General features: G+C 54.8%; 11 protein-coding genes. 4 read left to right on the plus strand and 7 right to left on the minus strand.

Features of this window, described 5'->3' with window-relative positions; translation table 11 throughout:
- Window positions 1-6: 6 nt before the first annotated feature.
- The 5 genes from CFBP4996_RS29380 to CFBP4996_RS29400 form a co-directional block, all read right to left on the minus strand.
- Window positions 7-1644, minus strand: coding sequence for a restriction endonuclease (locus tag CFBP4996_RS29380; RefSeq protein WP_080854960.1), 1638 nt, complete (start codon window positions 1642-1644; stop codon window positions 7-9).
- A 65-nt stretch (window positions 1645-1709) separates the two neighbouring features.
- A complete protein-coding gene (locus tag CFBP4996_RS29385) occupies window positions 1710-5276 on the minus strand; it encodes a DEAD/DEAH box helicase (RefSeq protein ID WP_080854961.1) in 3567 nt (1188 codons plus the stop codon).
- Window positions 5277-5481: 205 nt separating this feature from the next.
- On the minus strand, window positions 5482-6093 hold the full coding sequence (locus CFBP4996_RS29390; RefSeq protein WP_137396207.1) for an HAD family hydrolase: 612 nt from the start codon (window positions 6091-6093) through the stop codon (window positions 5482-5484).
- A 741-nt stretch (window positions 6094-6834) separates the two neighbouring features.
- Window positions 6835-7977: a PIN domain-containing protein gene (locus tag CFBP4996_RS29395; protein ID WP_233283480.1), complete on the minus strand. Its 1143-nt coding sequence runs from the start codon at window positions 7975-7977 to the stop codon at window positions 6835-6837.
- 321 nt (window positions 7978-8298) lie between these two features.
- Window positions 8299-9480: a citrate synthase family protein gene (locus CFBP4996_RS29400; protein ID WP_233283481.1), complete on the minus strand. Its 1182-nt coding sequence runs from the start codon at window positions 9478-9480 to the stop codon at window positions 8299-8301.
- A 94-nt stretch (window positions 9481-9574) separates the two neighbouring features.
- Here CFBP4996_RS29400 and CFBP4996_RS29405 point away from each other — a divergent pair, with 94 nt between their 5' ends.
- Window positions 9575-10675, plus strand: coding sequence for a citrate synthase/methylcitrate synthase (locus CFBP4996_RS29405; RefSeq protein WP_080854965.1), 1101 nt, complete (start codon window positions 9575-9577; stop codon window positions 10673-10675).
- Window positions 10676-10875: 200 nt separating this feature from the next.
- Here the strand turns inward: CFBP4996_RS29405 and CFBP4996_RS29410 are convergent, their stop codons facing one another.
- Together CFBP4996_RS29410 and CFBP4996_RS29415 are read right to left on the minus strand one after the other, a co-directional pair.
- A complete protein-coding gene (locus CFBP4996_RS29410; protein WP_080854966.1) occupies window positions 10876-11169 on the minus strand; it encodes a type II toxin-antitoxin system RelE/ParE family toxin in 294 nt (97 codons plus the stop codon).
- Window positions 11166-11474 carry a type II toxin-antitoxin system RelB/DinJ family antitoxin gene (locus CFBP4996_RS29415; protein WP_080854968.1) on the minus strand — a complete coding sequence of 103 codons (309 nt, stop codon included), beginning with the start codon at window positions 11472-11474 and terminating at the stop codon, window positions 11166-11168. Before CFBP4996_RS29415 ends, CFBP4996_RS29410 begins: the two co-directional genes overlap by 4 nt.
- A 571-nt stretch (window positions 11475-12045) precedes the next feature.
- On the opposite strand from CFBP4996_RS29415, the gene CFBP4996_RS29420 reads away from it, so the two are divergent.
- The 3 genes from CFBP4996_RS29420 to CFBP4996_RS29430 are packed head-to-tail and all read left to right on the plus strand — an operon-like array spanning window position 12046 to window position 20499.
- Window positions 12046-12927, plus strand: a complete 882-nt coding sequence (locus CFBP4996_RS29420; RefSeq protein ID WP_080854969.1) for a BrxR family helix-turn-helix transcriptional regulator — start codon at window positions 12046-12048, stop codon at window positions 12925-12927.
- Window positions 12928-12985: 58 nt separating this feature from the next.
- Complete coding sequence (locus CFBP4996_RS29425) at window positions 12986-18898, plus strand: AAA family ATPase (RefSeq protein WP_080854970.1); 5913 nt, start codon at window positions 12986-12988, stop codon at window positions 18896-18898.
- 11 nt (window positions 18899-18909) lie between these two features.
- On the plus strand, window positions 18910-20499 hold the full coding sequence (locus CFBP4996_RS29430; protein WP_080854971.1) for a hypothetical protein: 1590 nt from the start codon (window positions 18910-18912) through the stop codon (window positions 20497-20499).
- The last annotated feature ends 14 nt before the right edge of the window (window positions 20500-20513 follow it).

Consider the following 20513-nt stretch of genomic DNA (forward strand, 5'->3'; position numbering starts at 1 on the left):
GCGCACCTATGCAGTCGGAAAAATAATACGAGCCTGCGTTCCAATTTCCTGAAGGAGGTAGAGAAGTCCGCCGCCATCTACCAACTCAATAGGCTTATCGGACGCGAAATTAAACGCGTCGGGTCCATACCCGCTCGTTGTGACCAAAATGCCTTTGTTAGCGCCTTCGTTCATCATCGTGCCATAGAGGTCTCTCACCGCTGATACGCCGACGGTGTGCCGATAACGCTTGGCCTGGATCACAACCTTGCCGCCCAATATCGGTCTCTTGTCATAGGCGATGCAGTCCACGCCACCATCTTTGGACGAGCGTGTGAGCTTCGATTCGAGTCCCATCTGGCCGAACAAGTTTGCGACCAGAAGTTCGAACTCCCCCGGGGTTAGGTCCATCAGGTTTGGTGCAGAGCTCAAGCCGGAAACAAGGTCTGTCTGGTCGATAAACCGGGCATCCGTCATGTCAAACTCGACAATGGGTTTTACAGGTTGGGCCTCCGTGGCATGCCTTGACACCGCCGCACCAAGATTCCTAAGGCAAGTCGCCTTGTCGACGCGAGCCAGATTGATCTCGGAGAAGACTTCCTTGGTCGTCCTTACGGAAATGAGATGAGGCTGCACATCGCGGCCGGTCGCGGGATCAACTGTGTGGATGAAGCCGTTGAAGCAGCATGTGTCGACCGCCTGCCCCTGATCTGCCTCAAAGACCTCGTGCAACGTTCTAAGCGCGATGCTTGCAATTACATCCTGGTATATTGACTTAATGTCGGCCGGTTTCCGCAGCTTTCCTTCGATCACATCACGCGCCTTCACGAACCGGTACTCAGTGCACTGGGGTACGATTTCTGATGTCGGCAGCTCATACTCGATCACCAACTGTTTTGATGAAGCTGAGTAGCCGATTGAAAAAGCCCTTGGGAAACAATCCGGGTAATTTGAACGCTCGAGAACCATTGTATTGTAGGCAATCACTGCATCGGGATCGAGAGCGAAATAGAGATCCTTGAATGCGTCGACCTCGGCATTTCGTTGAGACACTTTCAGATTGAACGCATTTAACTCGCTATCATGCTGGCTCGTTAAAGAACGCACCTGATTCAAGCGTTCTGCTTCCTTTTCATGCCAAGCCGCGAGATCAGCCGCATACCGATCTTTTGCCTCATCGACTGCTCTCTGATAGCGCTTCTTGGCGCCGGGCACGAGCAATGCTAGTTTTGACGGCTGCCGCGCCACCGCGAGGTAACCCTCTAACTGCGGCTGTTGTGCTGCCGTCTCCAGGGCTTTATTCAGTTTTAGTACAGGTGCTGATTGGCTTACCCGGAGACTGTCAAAGTCCAATGTATCGTCAATCGCCAGGGTGTCGTTTAGAATATCTTCCAGCTCTTGCACTCGATCAGCGATCTCGGAAGTCCGATAATCTGCTTCCTGTTGTCGGTCTTCGACCTTGCGAAGAGCCGCTGCTTTCTGAGCCTCCCGTTGAGAGACGACCTGCTGCCGCTGATATAGGCTGTCATCCCGAAGCCTTTGCCGCTCTTGTTTTTCGGCCTCTCTGACCTGTCGTTTGCGGTTTGCTGCACTGACACGTTGCTGCCGTGCTGCCTCCCGGGCCATCGCCATAACAAACTTTTCCAACCCACCCCGTCGCGCCATATTCCAATTCCTCCTGAAACGATAAGCCTAGACAAAAATCACCAGCCTCAGCTGGCTAACACTCGTTACAATTTCCGGACTGGCATCGATCGTATCAAGGTCTGGAAGCTTTGACCGGCACCAGACCACGCCGCCTGAGAGCCGACCACGTAAAGGTTCTGCTTTGCCCGGGAAATCGCGACGTTGAGAATATTGGGCGGGTTGCCTGCCCAAACACGCGCCCTGTGCTGGCCGGGTTTTGGAGCACCGAGCAACAGGATAACGGTTTCCGCCTCACGGCCCTGGAATGTGTGGATCGTCCCGACGCGATCTCTGACCCATGTGGCGGCATCTTCGCCGATCGCGTTGAACAAATCCTTCTCGCGCTCCAGCCGCCGGCGCATTTCCATTTCGATGATCTTGAAAGGCGATATTACAAATACGTCCGGAGAAACGATGCCAAGCATCGCAATCCTGCGCATCATACGGACTACTATCTCCCCTTCTCCAGAAGACCACTTGGTGTCTGCGTCGGCGTCGATATCGAACCAGCATGAAGGCCCAAACGCTGCACCAATCTCTCCGGGATCGGGCTTTGCAACGGCATGCACCATTTGTCCGTCATAGGCGATTGCGTTTGACACCGAAAACATCGGATCCTGGCATCGCCGATGTACAAGAAGGGGAAATCCAACCTGTCGCAGACCCGCATCTGCGTTGAACGTCGACTGAAATGATGAACCGTGATCTGCCAAAGTCTGAACTGATGCAGTTGGGGCAGACCACCGATCTGGATCAACGTTGAAGAATTTGCAAATCTCGAGGTTCAGCTTCTCGGGTAGCGAAACCACCGGTGGGATCTGGAGCGGGTCCCCGACCACAATACAACGTTTTGCCCTCATGATTGCGCCCACTGCGGCTTGCGGCACCGCCTGACCAGCCTCATCGACCAGAAGCCAACCAATGGCTTCCGAACCCAGATCGCCAAACATCGTATTGACGGATGCAAAAGTGGTCGACACAGCAGGAATAACCATGAAGAGGGTTGACCAGAGATCACCCAGAAGTGCTTTGTGTGCCAGGTTCGCCAAGGCCCCGGCGGTAAAGGCGCTCATCAAGATGTTAAGGTTATGAAGAACCTTCTGCGCAGAAGCGTCGACGAACGCTTTCTGGACAGCCAACGCAGCCGCAAACAAGTCCTCGCGTTTGCGGTGCAGGCTATCCGGAAGCCAGGGAGCTGTCAGGTTGATCACCTCGTGGGATTGAGCGAAGAACCTGTCGTCAATGAGGCGGCCGCCAAGCACCTCTCTCGCAGATTCGATAGTTTCCAGGTGATCAGCGATACTCGATCGGAGCGCGCTGAGTTCCTCGTCAATCCGATCGAGTTGCTCTTGCCGCCGGTAAAATTCCGCCTTGGCGGCTTCAAGTCCTTTGGATGCGTCCGTCCATCTCGCTCGCACACTATCGCAAAGGTTCTCAATGTCGATCTTGCGGGCCTGCCAGCTTCGCCAGGAAGACGTCCCGAACAAACGGGCAAAAAATCCCGGACGTGCAAGAATATGAGCGTGCGAATCTCGCTGCGCCCGATCAAACTCCGCCTGTGCCGCAGCAAGCGCCGTCTCTGCATCCCGCTTCTGATCGCCGGCCTGCTTAGCAAACGAAACCAACTGCTCTCGTTTGGCCGATATCGCGACAACAGCGTTTTGCGCAACAGGCAATAGTCTGCAGGATTTCCGAACCTGCTCGATACCTGCAAGGTCTTGATCGATCTCCTTGCGCAGGGTCCGAAACCGATTGCGCGCCTTTCGCCAATTCGTAAGGGCAGTTGCTTCACTGACAGGCGGCGTCTCATTCGTCACGACCGACGGGATTTCGCGGCGGATTACTTTTCCGTCTTGATCCTTGATTTCACGCAGGACGTCATCACCCTTGGCCGCTTTCAGATAGATGCGGAAACCACCATCCTCATGCCACCAAAAAGTCTGCTGAAACGCAGAGCGTTTTCCTCCGTTACCCAGGACGGCCGCGATCAGTCCCCAGGTTTGCTTCTGTGTGACGTTCGAATCCTCGTCATCCTCAACACCGAACCGTCGTGGGTTTACGACAAGGTCGCTGATTGAGCGCAGATAGGAAATCTCATCGGCTCGCCCATTGTTCTTATGAAGCGGCAATTCTTCGCTGACGTTCTGGACGGCTTTGTTGTTGCTTGAGGCAATGACAATCTCATGCCCTCGCAACGTTGGATCTACCCGGTAGAAATGGAAAAAGGCATTGCCGCCCACGCCGATCTTCTGGCCTGTCGTCGAAAATGCGTCCGCCGGCTTTTCAAACCGCACCATGGCCGTTGCACGATCGAGTACACATCCAACGACAACATCACGCAGCAGCGTTGTCTTGCCGGTTCCCGGCGGCCCATTCACGCCAATCAGGCCGGCTTTATCGCCCAATTCAGCTCTGGCAACATTCACCGCAGCTTGTTGCAGCAGGACGAGTGGATGGTGACCGCTGGAAGGCCAGCGGGCTTGAGGTGTCTTGGCAGGTGCGACGTATGGCTCGATCGTCGCCGGCGGCGCCAACACATCAACTGCTTCCTTAACGTTCGAAATCCCAAGAAATCGGCTGAGCCCCTCCCCTTGCTTGCGGGATGACACGAGCTGCGATGCAAGGCCGATATCATCGAGAAAGAAGGAATTGAGAAGTGAAGGCTCAGGTGGCGTCTTTGCCTTAAAATGATGGAAAACCTTGAGCGTGAAGGATGGTGCCTCAACAAGATCACGAGGAATCTCAAACTCCTCCACCAGCCACTCGTGGGCTGCAGTGATCGTGGCAGCATCCAAAGGCAATGGATTGCCGTCCTTGTCTTTTCGCCGGACCAGCTTTTCCAGTTTCTCCAATACCGATGCCTGAACAACTGGCCAGTTGCCAAGCTGGCCGAGATTAAGGGCCAACGCCTGCCGCAGAGCCCAGGCAAAGCTCGATACCGCGATGGCGTTCTCATCCAGAAGATAGCCTTCCTTATCGACAAGGACAGCCGCGATGACCGCCTTACGTCCATCTGGTCTTGAACGCTCTTCATCCTCACCAAAAGCTTCCACCAAAAGGTCTGTCGCACGGTCGAGGGCGATGCAGCCGAGAACAACCTGAAAATACAACCGATGTTTGGGCTTTGCCTTGAGGCCGCGTTCCCACGGAAGCCCCGACCCGACCAGGGGCACTATTCGGCTTCGTTCTCCAGACGCTAGGTCTTCCGGCCGTTTGTAACTTTGAGGCGATAGTGCCTCCAGGGCAGTCCAGGCAGCCAGTATCGAGGAAGGATCGTCTTTTCGCTCGGCCGGCTTGAACTCTTCCAAATCTGGCAGTTTCAAAACTGATTGGGGTACCGAAATTTGCGATGGTTGTTGTATTGGTGGACTGGAATTTCGCTTCACCATAGCCGGGTCCGAAGCACCGACTGGGAGGTTTCCGCCACGCTTTGAACTTGCCAGCTGTCTGAGAGCAATATCAACCTCTTGACCGAGAGTCGCAGCCTTCTGGACAGTTCGTTTTGAGAGCTCGAAGGCCAAGCTCTTCAGTTCCGTTTCATCGTCCCTGAATTGTTCGAATAAGGCTCTGAGCTCGACAATGGATTTCTGTAAATAGGGCCGCTGCTGCATGTGAATTTCCGTGACAACTCCAAAAGCAATCGCTTATTTAGAGTTGTATGTCGAGAGCGTTCGTTAAAGTCCGCGAGCCCTGAACAAGGTCCCCTCAAAGGCCCCCCATCACGGTTGCGGCAAATGCATGATTTTAGGGGACTACATATCTAGCACCAGCGATTGGCCAGTTTAGGGGCCGAAAACGGTAATCTACATCGGCCGATCATGCCAGCATATCTAAGGCGATTTCCTCGATATTCGCATTGTGCAGGTGCTTTGCGTGGCTTAATTCGGACGGCAGGTGCTCGCCCACGAAATAACTTCGGGAGGCGAGATTGAGCATAGGGATATCTCCGTGCGAATCCCCCGCCGCCGCGACGGCATCCCTGTCGATACCCAATTCGACAATCAGGGAGTTCAAATAGCTGGCTTTATCTTCCGGCCAAAAATGAACGATGGTCCCTTTCTCTTCCCAGCCGGTACCGATGGCGTAATCTGCACCAAGTCCTGAGGCGAGCCAGCCGACAGCGAATTCCCAAGTGATGGACACAAGGGCGATCTTGACTCCGGCCTCTTTGAGGCGAGCAAATCCTTCTTTGACACCCGGAGCTAAACGAAGCTCAGACAGATGTCCGATCAGGGCAGCCCGGTCAAAGGAGGAATACCACTCCAACATTGTTTCGCGTCCGGCGGCAATTTCATCTCGGGAGCGGAGAAGCTCGAAAGCCTCCATTTCAACCGTACGGCCTAGTTTTCGGGCAATACAGCCGCAGATATTTTCGCCCCGCAGAATGGTTCCGTCTACGTCAAACGCAGCTAGTTTGATGGCGCTGATCTTCTGTCCCCTTCATGCTCGCTGGTGCCCACAGACCGTAGTAAAAGAAGCCGCCTGCCGCAACGTTTCCGGTTGGCGCTAACCCGACATCCGCCCCTTTGCCAGACGAGCCCCTTTTATTTCGCCTTGAAGAGACTCGAACCTCTAACCAATTTGATATTCAGACCAACGCTTTACCCATTGATTCGATCAAAAGGTGCCCTTTTCAGGCTCGTGGAAACGTTAGTCTCCCTAGGCGCGCTACATTCGCAACTCATGCCGTAGCCCGCTATCGTCGCGTAACCACCAATGGTCGAGACGTCATATTCGACTCCCACCGGGACTGTGACCCAATCGCCAGTTCCGTACTCAACGCCATTCGGTGCCAAATCACCGGAGATGACATATCGGAACCGAGGCTCATCATCATGCTTGTGGAGCTTGACGGGCACCCTGGAGCTACCTCACTAATGACCGCAATTGAGAACGTCGACATGTCAATTGGAAGAACATGCTTAACGATGCCGTTTTGAAACTCGCTGAGCTGCGTTTTATCCCACCGGTTTCCTTCTAAGAAGGTCTTGCTGACAATTCAGTGATTTCGAACGGGTCAATGAAGTCTTCAAACTGCAGTTCCGAGTGCATCTTTCTTTCATCAAACGTGCCTCCCGGATGCTTGTTCAAGACGTGTGCAGCTTGACGTGCTACTCTGGGTTGTCAATTCGGACGTGGAAAAAAGCGCTTCATCTGTATTGAACGATGCTAGATGTCTTTTGCCTCCTCATTGGCTTCGTCGGCACTGATCGCTTCCAGCTCCTCGTCAGGTTCATCGTAGTATTCGTTTCGGAAGTCAGGTTCGATCTCCCCGAAATCGATTTCAGAGGGGGCCCTGGTGATTTCCACATCCCAGATTTCGACGGCCTCATCGTCCCTTGAAACCTTGATCAACAGTTGGACATCAATATCGGTCGTTTTCGCGACTTCAGTTGTCCCCATCGGGAGGTAGTCCCGGTCAATGCCATCATAGAGCGAGATATAGAAGCTCGCGCTCGCTTCCACGGTCAGTTGTGCCTCAACGGCGATAGTTAACTCCGTGACTGCGTCATTCGCGTCCAGCAGTTCGAAGCCATCGATATTCTGCAGAGCGAAGCTCACGAATTCAAGACCGACATATTCGGTCTCAAAGCGATGATAGCTTCGGGCATCAGCGGAGACCGATAATCTTGATACCGCCGTTTCGAGTTGCTTTTCCAACATTCTGAACAGCTCAACGTCATTTTGGGCAATTCGGCTGAGCACTTCACCCGCGACGACTCTAGCTTTGTCTGACTGACCTTTCAATAAATCTAGGGCGATGGAGATGTCCGGCACTACATCGATCCAGCCAGAAACCTCACCAAAGCGTTTCCAATCACCGTCACCACTTATCGCCAACACCCGAAAACCAGCCTTCTTCGCCCAAGCTTCAATGGACAGCAGAGCTGCGGCATCTGGAAACTCGACTTTCTTTTCGCCTTTTGACGCGAATGGAGGAAGGCCGGCGAAGTACTGCTTCATAAGATCCGAAGCAGATATTTCGTCGACCAGTACGACGAGTGCACCTAGCGAAACAAAGTACTTGCGGAGTTGCGATGTAGCGACATGACGCGGGTCGACCTTTTGCGGCTTGTTGATCGACGCTATACCAAGCTCGTTAGCCTTTTTGATAGCTGTGTCCAGCTGACTCGTTACTTGTTGTGTGTGTTCGGAGAGCTGCTTCAGTATCTCTGATCGAATTATGTCTGAAATAATTACCTGAAACCTATCATACCTTAGCTTCTTCAGCTCGTTCAGAAGACCGCTGTTGAAGTTGAAGCTGTTGGTTCGTACCGTCTGCGTATCGAATGTTACTGCGTCGTATTCCATCAGGGCTCTCAATGTTATCTATCACTAACCTGAAGGCCTTTTTGGAAAAAGAAAACCCTCTTTGCGCCTGGTTCAATCATATTCCAAATCTGAGATAATGGACTTCGCCGCCGGCGCGGATGTCGATCTGGAACGGCATCGCCCTTCCTCAGCTTTGCGAATTTCATTAGGTTGGCGCGGTTCGACGAGCCGGTCGCCAGCATGAACTGCCGTAGTGGGTGTGCACCTCAACCATCACGGTCACGACCTCACGGTTCAAATAGCCGCCGATGCTGACCTTTCCAAGTTTTGAACTCGCTCCAGCGGTTTTGTAGTGGGCGCCTAGCGCTCCACATAACGGGCCCGGGGTCGGATCAGCTTGTCATCCAGCTTCTGCTCCAGTGCATGGGCGACCCAGCCGACAGTTCGTGCGACGGCAAAAAGTGCGAGTGCCGCACCGCGCGGCAGCTTCAGGCTTCGCCGGAGGCTGACGAGCGCCACATCGCAGGTCGGCAGTTGCCCGGCAGTGTCGTTCATCATCTGCAGAAGCTCGTCGCGTTGCGCATCCGGCGGGAGATAGGGTAGCAGGCCAGTCGCTCGTGGGTCACCGTCCGGATAGAGCGGATGATAAAAGCCGGGAATGGCTTCACCCCGACGCAGGCGTTCGTCGATGACTCGCTCGACATCCCCATATCGCTCCAGCTCGTCGAATAAAAGTTCGACAAGGCTTGTCATACCGCCATGCAGGGGGCCGCTCAGCGCGGAAAGCCCCGCATTCAGGCACGCCCCCAGCGATGCCCCCGTCGAAGCGACGACGCGCACCGCAAATGCCGAGGCATTGAGTTCGTGATCGGCCTGCAGCACCAGGGCCCGGCGAATGAGATCCGCGCCTGCCGCGTCCGTCTGCCATGCGTCCGCGAGGAACAGGTGAACCGCCTGCGTCTTCGGTTGGCCTGAGGTGCAGGCACCGGCGATACCCCGCAACATGGCTGCGGCCCCGGGCCAGAGACGCCGGTTGTCACGCCGCCAGGCGGTCACACGGCCGGCTTCCACAAGCGGAAGAAGCGCCTGGCACCGCTCTGTCAGTGGCAGATTTCTGACATGATGGAGTACCGGCTGTGGCCACGGCGTCGGAACAGCTTTTACATCATCAAATGGATCAGCTTCGCCGCAATCCCATAGTAGCCGGGCAACATCCTCAAGGCTCGCCGCCTGCGAAAGAGCAAGAGCGTCCTGACCGCGATAGCGTAACCGGCCCTCCGCAATTTCGGTAATGGCGGACTCGAGCACGGGCAGCCCCCAGTCAAGCGCAGCGGCAGCCACCTGCCGGGGACGCCGTCCAACGTTTTTCCTCTTCTTCAGCGCCTCAATGTCGTGCGCGCTGTAGAGCCTGCGGCGCGGATCGTCGGCTGCGTCACTCGTGTGGATCAATCCACGGCTTACATAGGCGTAAAGCGTTGCACGACTGATGCCCAACTCGGCCGCAGCCCGATCGGCGGTCATGAACTTGTCGGAATGCCGCATGATGATCTCGTATTGATTATATGAATCAAGATTGACCATATATGTGCACCGCAGCATCCTCAAGCATGTTTCACATTGAATGAGGAGAATGACCATGTCCGCCACCCCTGCTCTTGTCGGCAAAAGCCCGGCTCCCGGTCTCGATGATGTCGTTGCCGCCGAAACCATGCTCAGTCATGTGGACGGGCAGGCGGGCGAGCTTGTCGTTCGAGGCCATCACCTGGCGGAACTGGCTGACTGGTCTTTCGAACAGGTGCTGGAACTCCTGTGGTCCGGGCAGACGGCGGTGAAGATCACAGCCCAGGACATTCGTTCGCAACTGGGCAAGGCGCGGCTGCGCACATTCGAACGCATGCAGCTTCTGCTTCCGGGCCTGTCCGCCCTCACCTCCGTCGAGGCCTTGCGTCTTCTGTTGTCTTCGTTGCCGGATGATGAAACCACCCCGCATCACATAATGGCTGTCGCAGCCGTGCCGGTCTTTGCCGCAGCCATCATCCGCAACAGGCAGGAACTTGCGCCGATAGCACCCGATGCGTCGCTTGCCCATTCTGCGGATTTCCTGCGAATGCTGTCCGGTACATTGCCTTCGACGGAAAAGGTGCGAGCCCTTGATACATATCTGACCACCGTTGCCGATCACGGGCTGAATGCTTCCACCTTCACCGCCCGGGTAATCGCCTCGACCGGGGCCGGGCTGTTTTCATCGGTCGTTGGTGCGCTTTGCGCCTTGAAGGGACCTCTTCACGGCGGTGCACCGGGCCCGGTACTGGATATGCTGGACGCCATTGGCACCGAGGCGGAAATCGAACCATGGCTGCTGAATGCGCTGGGGCGCGGAGAACGTCTTATGGGATTCGGCCACCGGATCTACCGCGTGCGTGACCCGCGCGCCGACGTGCTGAAACATACCGTTTCCAGCCTGAAGGAGGGCTCCGACCGCATTGCCTTTGCGGGTAAAGTGGAGGAAGCGGCACTGGCGCTTCTGAAGGAAAAGAAGCCTCTGCGTCCTCTACAGACCAATGTCGAATTCTATACCGCACTCGTGCTGGAAGCGGTGGGTTTTCCGCGCGGCAGCTTTACCAATGTCTTTGCGGCCGGGCGTATGGCGGGCTGGACCGCCCATGTATTGGAACAGGAGCGCACAGGGCGCCTTATTCGCCCACAATCCCGCTATATCGGTCCGCATCCAAGGTGAGATTTTGCGCAGCAGTGGAGAGCACGAAATCTCACCTGCCTCCTCTCGATCGGGAAAGACATTCCATCTCTCAAGCGCCAAATAATAAGCAATCCCAATTGTAGCGGTGGTCGGCGGCCACTTTGGTCCAACTGCCGGCCTCAAGACCACCTTTGCAGTTGATAAGAGTCGAACCGTCGGCCCCACGGGAAAGAATCGATTTAGCTTATCGGCACAGACTCTGGCCATTCCTGCGCGCCATGCAGGACACGAAGAATTCGAACTGTCGTGTCGGTAACCGCATAAGCGGCTACGTAGGGCGTGCCGTTGATGACGAGTTCGCGTGTACCGGCAATTCTACCTACACGACCGCTGGCGGGAAAATCGAGCAAGCGACGCGAGGCTGCGACTATCCGTTCGTCGACCAGAACGGCGGCCGCAGGATTATCTGCCTCAATGTATGTGAAGATGGCGTCGCGATCCGATAACGCGAACGCAGACCAGGTAAGTTTCACGATTTGAGCGCACCAGCTTTAAGACGGGCAGCCGCTCGACGTTCGGCAAAATGCGCCTCAACCTCGTCGTCGGATACGTCCGGGCGAGTATCGTTTAACGCTTCGAGCACCTTGTTGCGAAACCAAGCGTCATGAGCCTCGCTGCCTGAAAGGAGCTCAAGGGGGAGCGCCCCTTCGTTGGCAGTCCGTGTAAGCAATATACGGACCGCATCGGATACTGTAAGGCCCATGCTCTCAAGAACGGCAGAGGCACGATCCCGAACTTCGGCATCAATACGTGTTTGGACAAGTGCGTTTGCGGCCATGGCTATCTCCATATCTGACAAGATAGTAATGCAATTGAATGACAAATTCTACACAAAGTTTCAGGCTGTTATTGTCCAAGCACGTCTTTCTTAGGTCTGATAAGGATACGGATCACCGAACCCACCATTCCGCAACCGCATTCGCAGTTGAAAGGACCCGAACCAGCGACCCCTCCCTCTCGATTGTCTAAGCCGTATTCAGCTATTGAATCCTTTGGATATTTACCGGTGACGCAACCATTGCGGATAGCGTCAAAACTAGACGGTAGATTCCCAAAGCCGGAAAGTACCGTCAGCTAAACCACGGCAACGTCCCGCGCACAGATGCCATGTGACTTCAAACGACCCGCTCGCAGCGCTTTAAAGCTGACCTGAAATCGACGGGAGGGATGCACCTAGGGTACCGGTGGTCTAACCAATAAATTTTGTCGGAAGGCCCGCCAACACTTTTCTTCTGCAGGTTTTTGACAATCAGTACCCATCTCATCCAGTCTCTCTTCGTTTTGACTTTGTTGCAAAGGTTGAAATAATCGGTATAGTTCTTATACTGATCTGACAGCGTTTGGAGAATATGGTGGAAGCTGAAGGTAGCGGTTTGCGGTGGGGGACGGAACAGCGATTGGAGTTCATTGAGTTTCGGTGTTTTTGGGAGGGCGGCATACGTCGCGGCGACATAACCGACACATTTGGTGTATCGGTTCCTCAAGCTTCGAACGACTTATCGCTATATCAGAAAATGGAACCAGAGAATTTGCGTTATGACACGCGGGAGAAGCGATACGTCCCGACTGCGTCATTCAAACCTCGATTTCTAAATCCAAGCGCGAATCGATATCTTGCCCAGCTCAAATCGGTTGCTGATGATGTAATAGGGATCGAAGAAACGTGGATATCTCACGCTCCGCCGGCAGATTCCTTGCCGATACCGTTCCGCTCTATCAAGCCCTCGGTTCTAAAGGCCATGGTTGGCTTGATCAGAAGCCGGCAATCGGCCGAGATCTATTACCAATCGATGAGTTCTCATCGGACCGGTAGCATCTGGCGCCGCATCACGCCGCACGCTTTTGGGAGTGACGGCCTTCGCTGGCATGTCCGGGCTTTTTGTCATTTGGATGGTAACTACAAAGATTTCATCCTTTCCCGGTGTGAGGACATCCGAAACGAGGGACCGGCAGGTGGGCTCGATATTGATGACAAAGACTGGAACAATTTTTTCGAGGTAATCCTCTGCCCAAACCCCGATTTGTCGGAACCGCAACGGCGCACAGTAGCCCTAGATTACGCCATGAGCGAAGGCAAAGTATGCATGCCCGTCCGATACGCAATGCTATACTATTTTCAAAAACGGCTCCGACTTGATGTCAGTTCCGCAGCAGATCGGCCTGCTGAGAGACCCGTAGTCGTGGAAAACTGGGAAGAATTCAAGTCCGCTCTGCCGCGTGTCGGGATCTGATCTGGCCATACACCTAAAAATGGATTTATCGTAAGCCGGTTTCTAGGGGAGGTAGGGCGTGGGCGTTAGCGTTAAAATTGATTCCGTTGTCGATCGCGAAATTTTGCGCAGCCCAATACTGACGCTGCCCCCACGGATCGATGCCGCATGGTTCCAAAATTGGATACCGATTTCCAATCGCCAAATTCGACTGTTCCACGAAAAATGGGGGCCACGGGTTGAAACCGTAACAGGCTTCGCCTGGCCGGTCGAACGGCCCGAAGTGGATGAAGTTTTCGACCTCCTCCCTGAAGCAACGCGATACCCCTATTTTCTTCGTCTATTTCTGCGAGAGATCGAGCCTGCCAACGAACGGAAACGCCCCTTGGTCAAACGGCTTTTTACGCGGTATGTCGAAGCATGCCGAAGCATTGGCGTAAAACCGGCTGCTTCTTCGAACCAAGAAGCAACGCGCCAGCAACTGGCCGACCTCGCCGTGAAGGGCCGCGGCGAGATTGCGACCGCTGTGGTCATTCTTGAATGGTCCGCTCTTGCTAGTCCCGACAAGCCACTGTCGATGTACAACGTCGCAGAAGCTCTTCCGGATCTCCGGGAATACATTCTAACGCTGATGTCCTGTTCGTCTTCGGAATTTGCACACCTCAGTGTTTCTTTCTCACAAGAGTCCAAATCTGGCGACGACGCATTTTCTCGCGAAATGGAACCATCGGTGTCGCAGGGTGAAGCGACGACTCAGCCCGACGAAAATACCATTGAACTGGTCGAAGATGATCCGAGTCGCGTGATGAACGCGTGGGCCAGCGATCTTGAAGCGATCTCTAATCTGGCGTCGTCTGCCAAGGCGGCCGAGCCGGATTCAGATTTGGTTGAAAAACTCCGTTCCCTCATCGGCTCACTTGAGAGCCACGTCAGCCATTACAGCCAGTTTAGGGGACAAGGTCCGACTGAAGAGTTCACCGCTCGGATGCAAGTGGCTCTCCAGGAGGTGAGAAGCGTCCTGGTGGAACTCGAACTATTGGCGGATGATCTTGCGCTTTTGGTTGAGCGCGTGTTCGATGCAGCTGCTTTGATCCCAATCAAAGCGCCTCTTGAAAACGTGCTTGAAGCAGAACGTTTGTTCGAAACCGCCCAGCTGGCGGCGCAGCATGTACGCGAGACATACGCGCAGTATCAGGCGCCGTCGACGCTTCCACCAAAGCAATATCTCCTCCATGCCCAGTCTCTCCTCGAGACCATCGAGCACTCGGCCCGTCTTGCCTTCGAACGTTGCGAAGATGTAGTCGTTTTGTTACGATTAGGCGGCGTCGTCGGGCAAGACCATAGCGATCGCCCTGGCGAGGTCAAGAATAGCTCAATCGAGAGCAATGCCCTTGCGGACCGGTCTGAGTTCCCCGACGGGGCTACATTTCTTCACGAGGACGACAACCCTTTCGAGATACCTTCACCCGAGATTGCCGAGGCGTTGGAAGAGGCCGCAATCGATCCGTTCGTGGCCGACATCAAGTCCAAGGCCTCCGATCTCTTCGCACACCATGAATGGGGCCTTGGGTATCATTTTGCCCGTGCGTGCGAAAAAATCATGCCGGCAGCGGATATTGCATTCAGCGCGGACGAGTTGAAGATCATCGCTCTCGGTAAGGAAATGATCGGCTCAAAGTACGAACCTGAGGGCTTTAAAGACTCGCTGGAAGCATGTGCGATTATCGCCTCCGAAATCGCTGCGTCTGAGACGAGTAGGGACAAAGCACGGCAGATCGCGCTCTACGCTGCCGTGATCCCAACCGCCTTGTTCAACGTGTCGGAAAGCACCAATGCGTTCGTCATTATCGACCTTCTTCAAGCGAATAGCAATTGTGCCGACTTTTTTCGGATTCGCGAAGTCTTGGAGGAAAACCGAAAATCCAATTTTCCGCTGACCTTTCAAAACATCGCAGCGGCTGGGGATGCGAAGGCTGATCGGTCCTATCTGGAAGAACGCCGGCAGCGAATATTGGAGAAAATAAAGGCCTTCCAATCGTCGAACTTCCGGTTCGCGTTAGGGCAAAAGGTCAAGAAGGAATTGTTCTCCTCGCAGGGCGAACTCAATATACTCATGATGGCCATGCAGACGCCGCGAGCAAGTGCTGGCGCCGCAAGGTTCGCAGCCGAATTCGGCGACCGCGCTCGGATCATGCAATCACTGGAAAGACTTGCCGAGACTGTGGGCCATGGCCAGGTTATCGATGGTGCCGCACGAGAACGCTTGGTCGCATTTCTCTCCGATCTCGCTTCTATGTGCCAGGACTTTACCGATGCGACACGGCAGGCAGACGAATTTCAGGCGACAGCAGGGCGCAAGGTTCTTGTCCGGCGTCTAATAGACGGTCTCGTGGCAGGAATCGATCATTTTACGGCTCACCTACCGAAGGACGAAAACGATCCTCTTATCCGCAGCGCCAATCAATATGCCAGCGACGTTCTGTCAAGCCTAGCCAGTGTCCTGCGCGGCAGTCAGACGCCGGATTTCGATCGGTCGGCGGTCAACCTTGCGCTCCATGTCCCGCTGTTTTGGCTGCCGAAAATGACATGGAGTCACGCCTGGCTCCCCTCCCCTGCAGATAGTCCGAAGCTCATCAAAGCAATTACGGACTGTGACCTCCCCCGGCTCCGCCATGCCAAAGACATGGAGTTCAGGCACACGGTGGAGCAGCGATGCCAGGAGGACGCGTTCTTGGCGGCGAACGCACTTTTGCAGTTCTGGAAATACTTCGATGTGAGTGAACCTGAGTTCGAGGCTCTTGAAGCGCGCGTTGCAACGGCCGAGAGCGTCCGCCGCGGCCAGCTCAACACGCGGTATGAAAGCGTCGCCGCCTTGCTGCAGAAGGTTCGCCGCATGGCACTCGGCAGTTTGAAGGGCGCCACCGATCTCGAGGAGAGCCTTCGTTCGGTGATAACAAACAAACCGGTTGACGAGCTTGCGTGGGATTTCATGCCCGAGGAGGTGGAAGGCGCACGAGTAACCGACGTCAATGCGGCTTTCGCCCGCCTGATCGACCTGGAAGAACAGGCGCGTAAACTCTTGGATGAAGGTAAGGCCGCACTCGCAAACCGGATAGCCGAACTCTTTGCGTCGGGCGACATCAACGACGGGGAACGCCAAACCCTGCAAAAGCTCTTGGAGTCTGACGATCTCGCGACCCTTTCTGATTGGGTTGCGATGTTCGCGCCGGGTGAAACAAGACGACCAATTTTAGAGGCTGGCGTTGCGAATAAGGACCTCGCGCGTTTCCGCTCTATCCTCGGCAGTATCAAGGGAGCCGATCTCGTTCAGCTCGGCCAAAGTCTTGCAGCGGGGACCGACGATGGTGTCTTCGGCATTTCAAGGCTTGGCTACGAGCAGCGGGACGAAGCAAATGAAATTCTTAAATCGTGGCAGCACCTCAAACGCCAGATGAAATCTGGGCTTGGTAGCCCTCAACTGTCGGCGAATCTTTTGGCGCTCCTTAGCCAAATTGCATATGACTGCCAGCTCGTAGAGATCAATAAAACCAAGAGCGACGACCGGCAACTTCTCGTCATCGACGCGACGATGAACCTGCCGTTTGACGTCTCATCGCTCATCTTGCCAGATTTCGGTAGCATGACGTCAGGCTCGTGGCAGATTGCGGCAGCCCACAACTCCGTTTCGATCAGCGACTTACTTGCTCTATCTGAAGGCGCAGAAAACCGAGGAACTCTGGTTCTGTACTTTGGATCCCTATCAGCGGACCGCCGCGACAGCCTGAAACTCGAGTGCCTTCGCCGCCGTCGCAAACTTCTTGTCGTCGATGAGATCCTCCTCGTAACTGTGTTGACGATGCCGGAGCAGCGGCGTCTAGCGATGTTCGAAATTGCTCAAGCTTCGACCGTTGCGAAACCCTATCAGGACTACGGGCGCTCGCAAGTTCCGCCGGAAATGTTCAAAGGGCGCGCGAAAGAATTGGCAAGCATCATGGATCCCTTTGGATCTTACATTGTGTATGGCGGGCGTCGACTCGGCAAAACCGCACTCCTCCGGCACCTTGCACGTCGAGCTCCGCCAAACGCTCAATTTGGCTACATCGACTTGGCGGATTCGTCTTCCAAATCTCTGTGGGAGAAAGCGTCTACCGTCCTCGGCGGCATCTTTGCCGGAAAGGCTGTTTTCACCCCCGAAGCATTCGAACAAGGCATCAAGGACTATCTGCAGGCTGATGGTCGTCGAAGAGTTCTGCTCATGCTCGATGAGGCAGACAACTTTGTCCGCCAGGAAGCAAAAGAGGCGCAGCATCACCACGTCTTGCGACTCATTTCTCTGATGAACGACACCAATCACCGGTTCAAGTTCATCCTCTCGGGGCTGCACAACGTCTCGCGCATCACCAAGGCCGAGAATTCGCCGCTTGCGCAAATTTCGAACGATCCTGTTCGGATCGGCCCTCTCGTCAATGGAGACGCCGGCGATGCCGAGGCACTCGTACGTGTGCCGTTAGCGGCGCTTGGCTATGAATTTGCCAATCGAGAAGATGTCTGGCGCATCTTGAGCTTTGCCAACTACTACCCAATCCTTCTGCAGGTCTTCTGCCAAGGTCTGCTCGACATCATTGAGGACCATCAAAAATCCACAGGCAAGCTGGTCTGGAACATCACGCCGGCGATGGTGGACCGTGCGCTGAAAGATCAGCGCATACGGGCGCAGCTCTACGAAAGCTTTGAAAAAACCATCAAACACATCGAGCAACGATATGAACTTCTAACCTATATCATCGCGGAGCGCGCGCTGATTGATGTTGGGGAAGGCATAGATGGTGATGGCATGACGACCAGCGAGGTGGCCGAACGTGCGATCAAATACTGGCCCGAGGCATTCCCAAAGGGAAGTGACCCGGCAGAGATAGATTATCTCCTCGATGAGATGGAAGGTTTCGGCATCCTTCGCCGGATACCGGCAGGCAAATGGGGACTCCGCTCAAGGATGCTGCTCGATCTCATGGTCACCGATGAAGAAGACCTTCTTGCGCGCATTTATAGTTTCCACGGACGCACACCGGAAGATCATTTCGATCCCAAGAATGCGCGTTCGCGGCTCACCGTTGGCGGCCGCTCTGACAGCGAAGCACGGATTTCTCCGCTAACCGACGGCCAGGAAGCAGCGATACTAGATGCAAAAATCGATCCTTCCGCCACTTTCGTCATTTTCGGGCCGCAAGTCGCGAATGTCGAGCATGTTTATCTCGCCTTAAAGCGAACCAATAATCCGCGCTTGGTTGTCGAGGCAAGAGGCTGGCGCGATCGTGCGGATCTGATAAGCGATATCAAGCGAGCTCGGCAGGATGACCAGGTACTTGTCCTCATCATCTCACACCTGACAGATTGGAAGCCCGATTGGGTTCGGGACGCGGCCAAACAACCGAATGTTATTCGAGGGCGCGTTCGACTTGTGTTTGTAGGTGGAGCTCGGCATGCCGAAACATGGTCGCAAGCATTTCCTTACGGGATGAAGCTGCCACCGCGGGTTCAGGTCGAAACATTGAAGCCATGGTCGCGATCTTACATCGCTGCGAAGCTGGACACGATCAATAGCCTGAAACCGCAAACTATAGACAGGATACTCGAAGTGACAGGTGGTTGGAACGATCTTTGCCAAATGCTTTTCGCTTCCGCGTCCTCGAGTACGATGGTCTCAAAATCACTTCAGGACCTGTCGGCTTCTCTGACCCTGGAAGACGTTGTGACTCGTTTTGGCGTCCCGGCAGAATACATCAAAACATTCCAGACAGTCGCGGAATTGGATGGCGAAACGCCAGAAATGGTGTTGTCGTTACTCGATGATCAGTCTGCGGCATCGTCGGTCGTGCGCTTTGGTCTGTTGATGGGGATATTGACGATAACGGCTGCCGATCCCAACAGCGGATCCGCCCAAATTATTTCGATGAATAGCATCGCTAAGGTGATGTTGACGTCAAAGCGTTAGACGGTCCTATCATGGAGTGGTGGAATCTCCCCGGGCCTGCACGTTTCATCTCCGATTTGCTGGCTAGCCTCCTGCAACGGGGAATCGCGCTGGCAGAATGTCCGCGGCCGTTCCCAGAGGGACTGCTGGACGCGATCGGCTTTGCCGCCGATCACGATTTCGCTCTTTCCGCCACACGCATCCGAGCGACAGACTTTGCTAAGGATGCTTCAATCGTTCATTCGCTAGCCCGCGGGCACGGGTCCAGCGGCATTTCGATCGGTTCGATCGCCGAATTCTTGGCCTATCCCGAATTCTCAAATTCGATTTTTGTTGTGGAGGGGTTCGACTCTAGCGCTATCAGCCAATGGAGCGCATTGATTAGAGCCGTGCTTTACGAGCGAGTGAGGATCGGTCACGATGGCGGGCCTTATCTGCTGGTCCTGCCACCTCCAGGACTGAACGATGACGATAAGCTACGGCTGTCCGCCGATCTTCCACGACAACAACTGATCGGGGCCGTAACCGCGGTTGATACCTATGCCTGGGCCGGAACTATAGGTCTGTTGCATTCAGATACCCTCATCGAAACTGTAGCTGTTGGTACTGTTCTTGAGATTGCTGCTTGGTCGCGTGACATTCTTGAGGCATCCAAAGCTTGGAGTGAAAACGACAAGCTTCTTCCACATGACCGCATTGCGGACATTGCTCGATCGCAAACATGGCCCTTCCCATCATGGGAGAACGGCCTTGTCGATCTTTGGGGCGCAGTCCCTGTTCCGCAAATCGCTGCCGCTTTTGCGCATGGATATCATCGGGAAGTGCCGCGACGCATTTGGGCGGCGCAAATGAAGTCGATACTGCCCTGCCTTGACATCGTAAGGCGTGGCGTCATTGCGAAGCATCAACAAAGCCTCTCACGTCTTGTCAGTATTGAGCACCCCTACCGAAGAATGTTCGGCTCCTCTGTAAGAGAGATCGTTGATCCCTGGGAGCTGGAATTCTATGACCTCGAGACATTGCTGCAAGGCCATCTATCAGAAAGTGATCGGGCAGGGTTGAAAGCGCTCAGAGGCGCTCGCAATAATTTGGCTCATGGACATCTCCTCGATCCGTCTAGGCTGCGGGACATCGACATTTGGTGGCAGCAACTGTCAGAGCGCTTCCCGCCGGTTGTTCCGGGTTGGCGTTGGCCCCGGACCGGGCAAAAACTGGTCTTGACCATCGGTCCGTCGCTTGGCGGCAAAACCACCTGGGCAACCGCACAGGGGCTTCCCATCGTTTCTTCCTCGACAATGGGAACTAGTGCCCCTCAGCGAGTTCGCCAAGAGCTGGAAATGAAGGTTCAGCAACTACTTGAGTCGGGAGCCAGTGTGATTTTCGATGATAGCCATTTGAACTCACTTCACAGGCAGGTGACCGTCGCACTGGTACCGCCCGATATTCAAGTCGAGTATGTGATCCTAGATCGGACGATCGACGAAAAAACTCTCGGACTTGACCCCCAAAAGGAAGCTGTCGTGCGTAAGCATCACGACAAATTCCAATCTGCGCTTGAACGGCACCTGTCAGGCGATGGGCTCGCCAACGTTATAGTGCGCGACCTTCGCACGACGCGATGACCTCCTAATATTCC

Origin of the sequence: Agrobacterium leguminum (genome assembly GCF_005144435.2) — a bacterium.
In the GTDB taxonomy this organism is placed as follows: Bacteria; Pseudomonadota; Alphaproteobacteria; order Rhizobiales; family Rhizobiaceae; genus Agrobacterium; species Agrobacterium leguminum.

Coding starts and splice junctions, on each gene's coding strand:
- CFBP4996_RS29405 (WP_080854965.1), top strand. CDS start 9,575: ATGTCCGCCACCCCTGCTCTTGTCGGCAAAAGCCCGGCTCCCGGTCTC.
- CFBP4996_RS29430 (WP_080854971.1), top strand. CDS start 18,910: ATGGAGTGGTGGAATCTCCCCGGGCCTGCACGTTTCATCTCCGATTTG.
- CFBP4996_RS29380 (WP_080854960.1), bottom strand. CDS start 1,644: ATGGCGCGACGGGGTGGGTTGGAAAAGTTTGTTATGGCGATGGCCCGG.
- CFBP4996_RS29385 (WP_080854961.1), bottom strand. CDS start 5,276: ATGCAGCAGCGGCCCTATTTACAGAAATCCATTGTCGAGCTCAGAGCC.
- CFBP4996_RS29420 (WP_080854969.1), top strand. CDS start 12,046: ATGGTGGAAGCTGAAGGTAGCGGTTTGCGGTGGGGGACGGAACAGCGA.
- CFBP4996_RS29415 (WP_080854968.1), bottom strand. CDS start 11,474: ATGGCCGCAAACGCACTTGTCCAAACACGTATTGATGCCGAAGTTCGG.
- CFBP4996_RS29400 (WP_233283481.1), bottom strand. CDS start 9,480: ATGCGGCATTCCGACAAGTTCATGACCGCCGATCGGGCTGCGGCCGAG.
- CFBP4996_RS29395 (WP_233283480.1), bottom strand. CDS start 7,977: ATGGAATACGACGCAGTAACATTCGATACGCAGACGGTACGAACCAAC.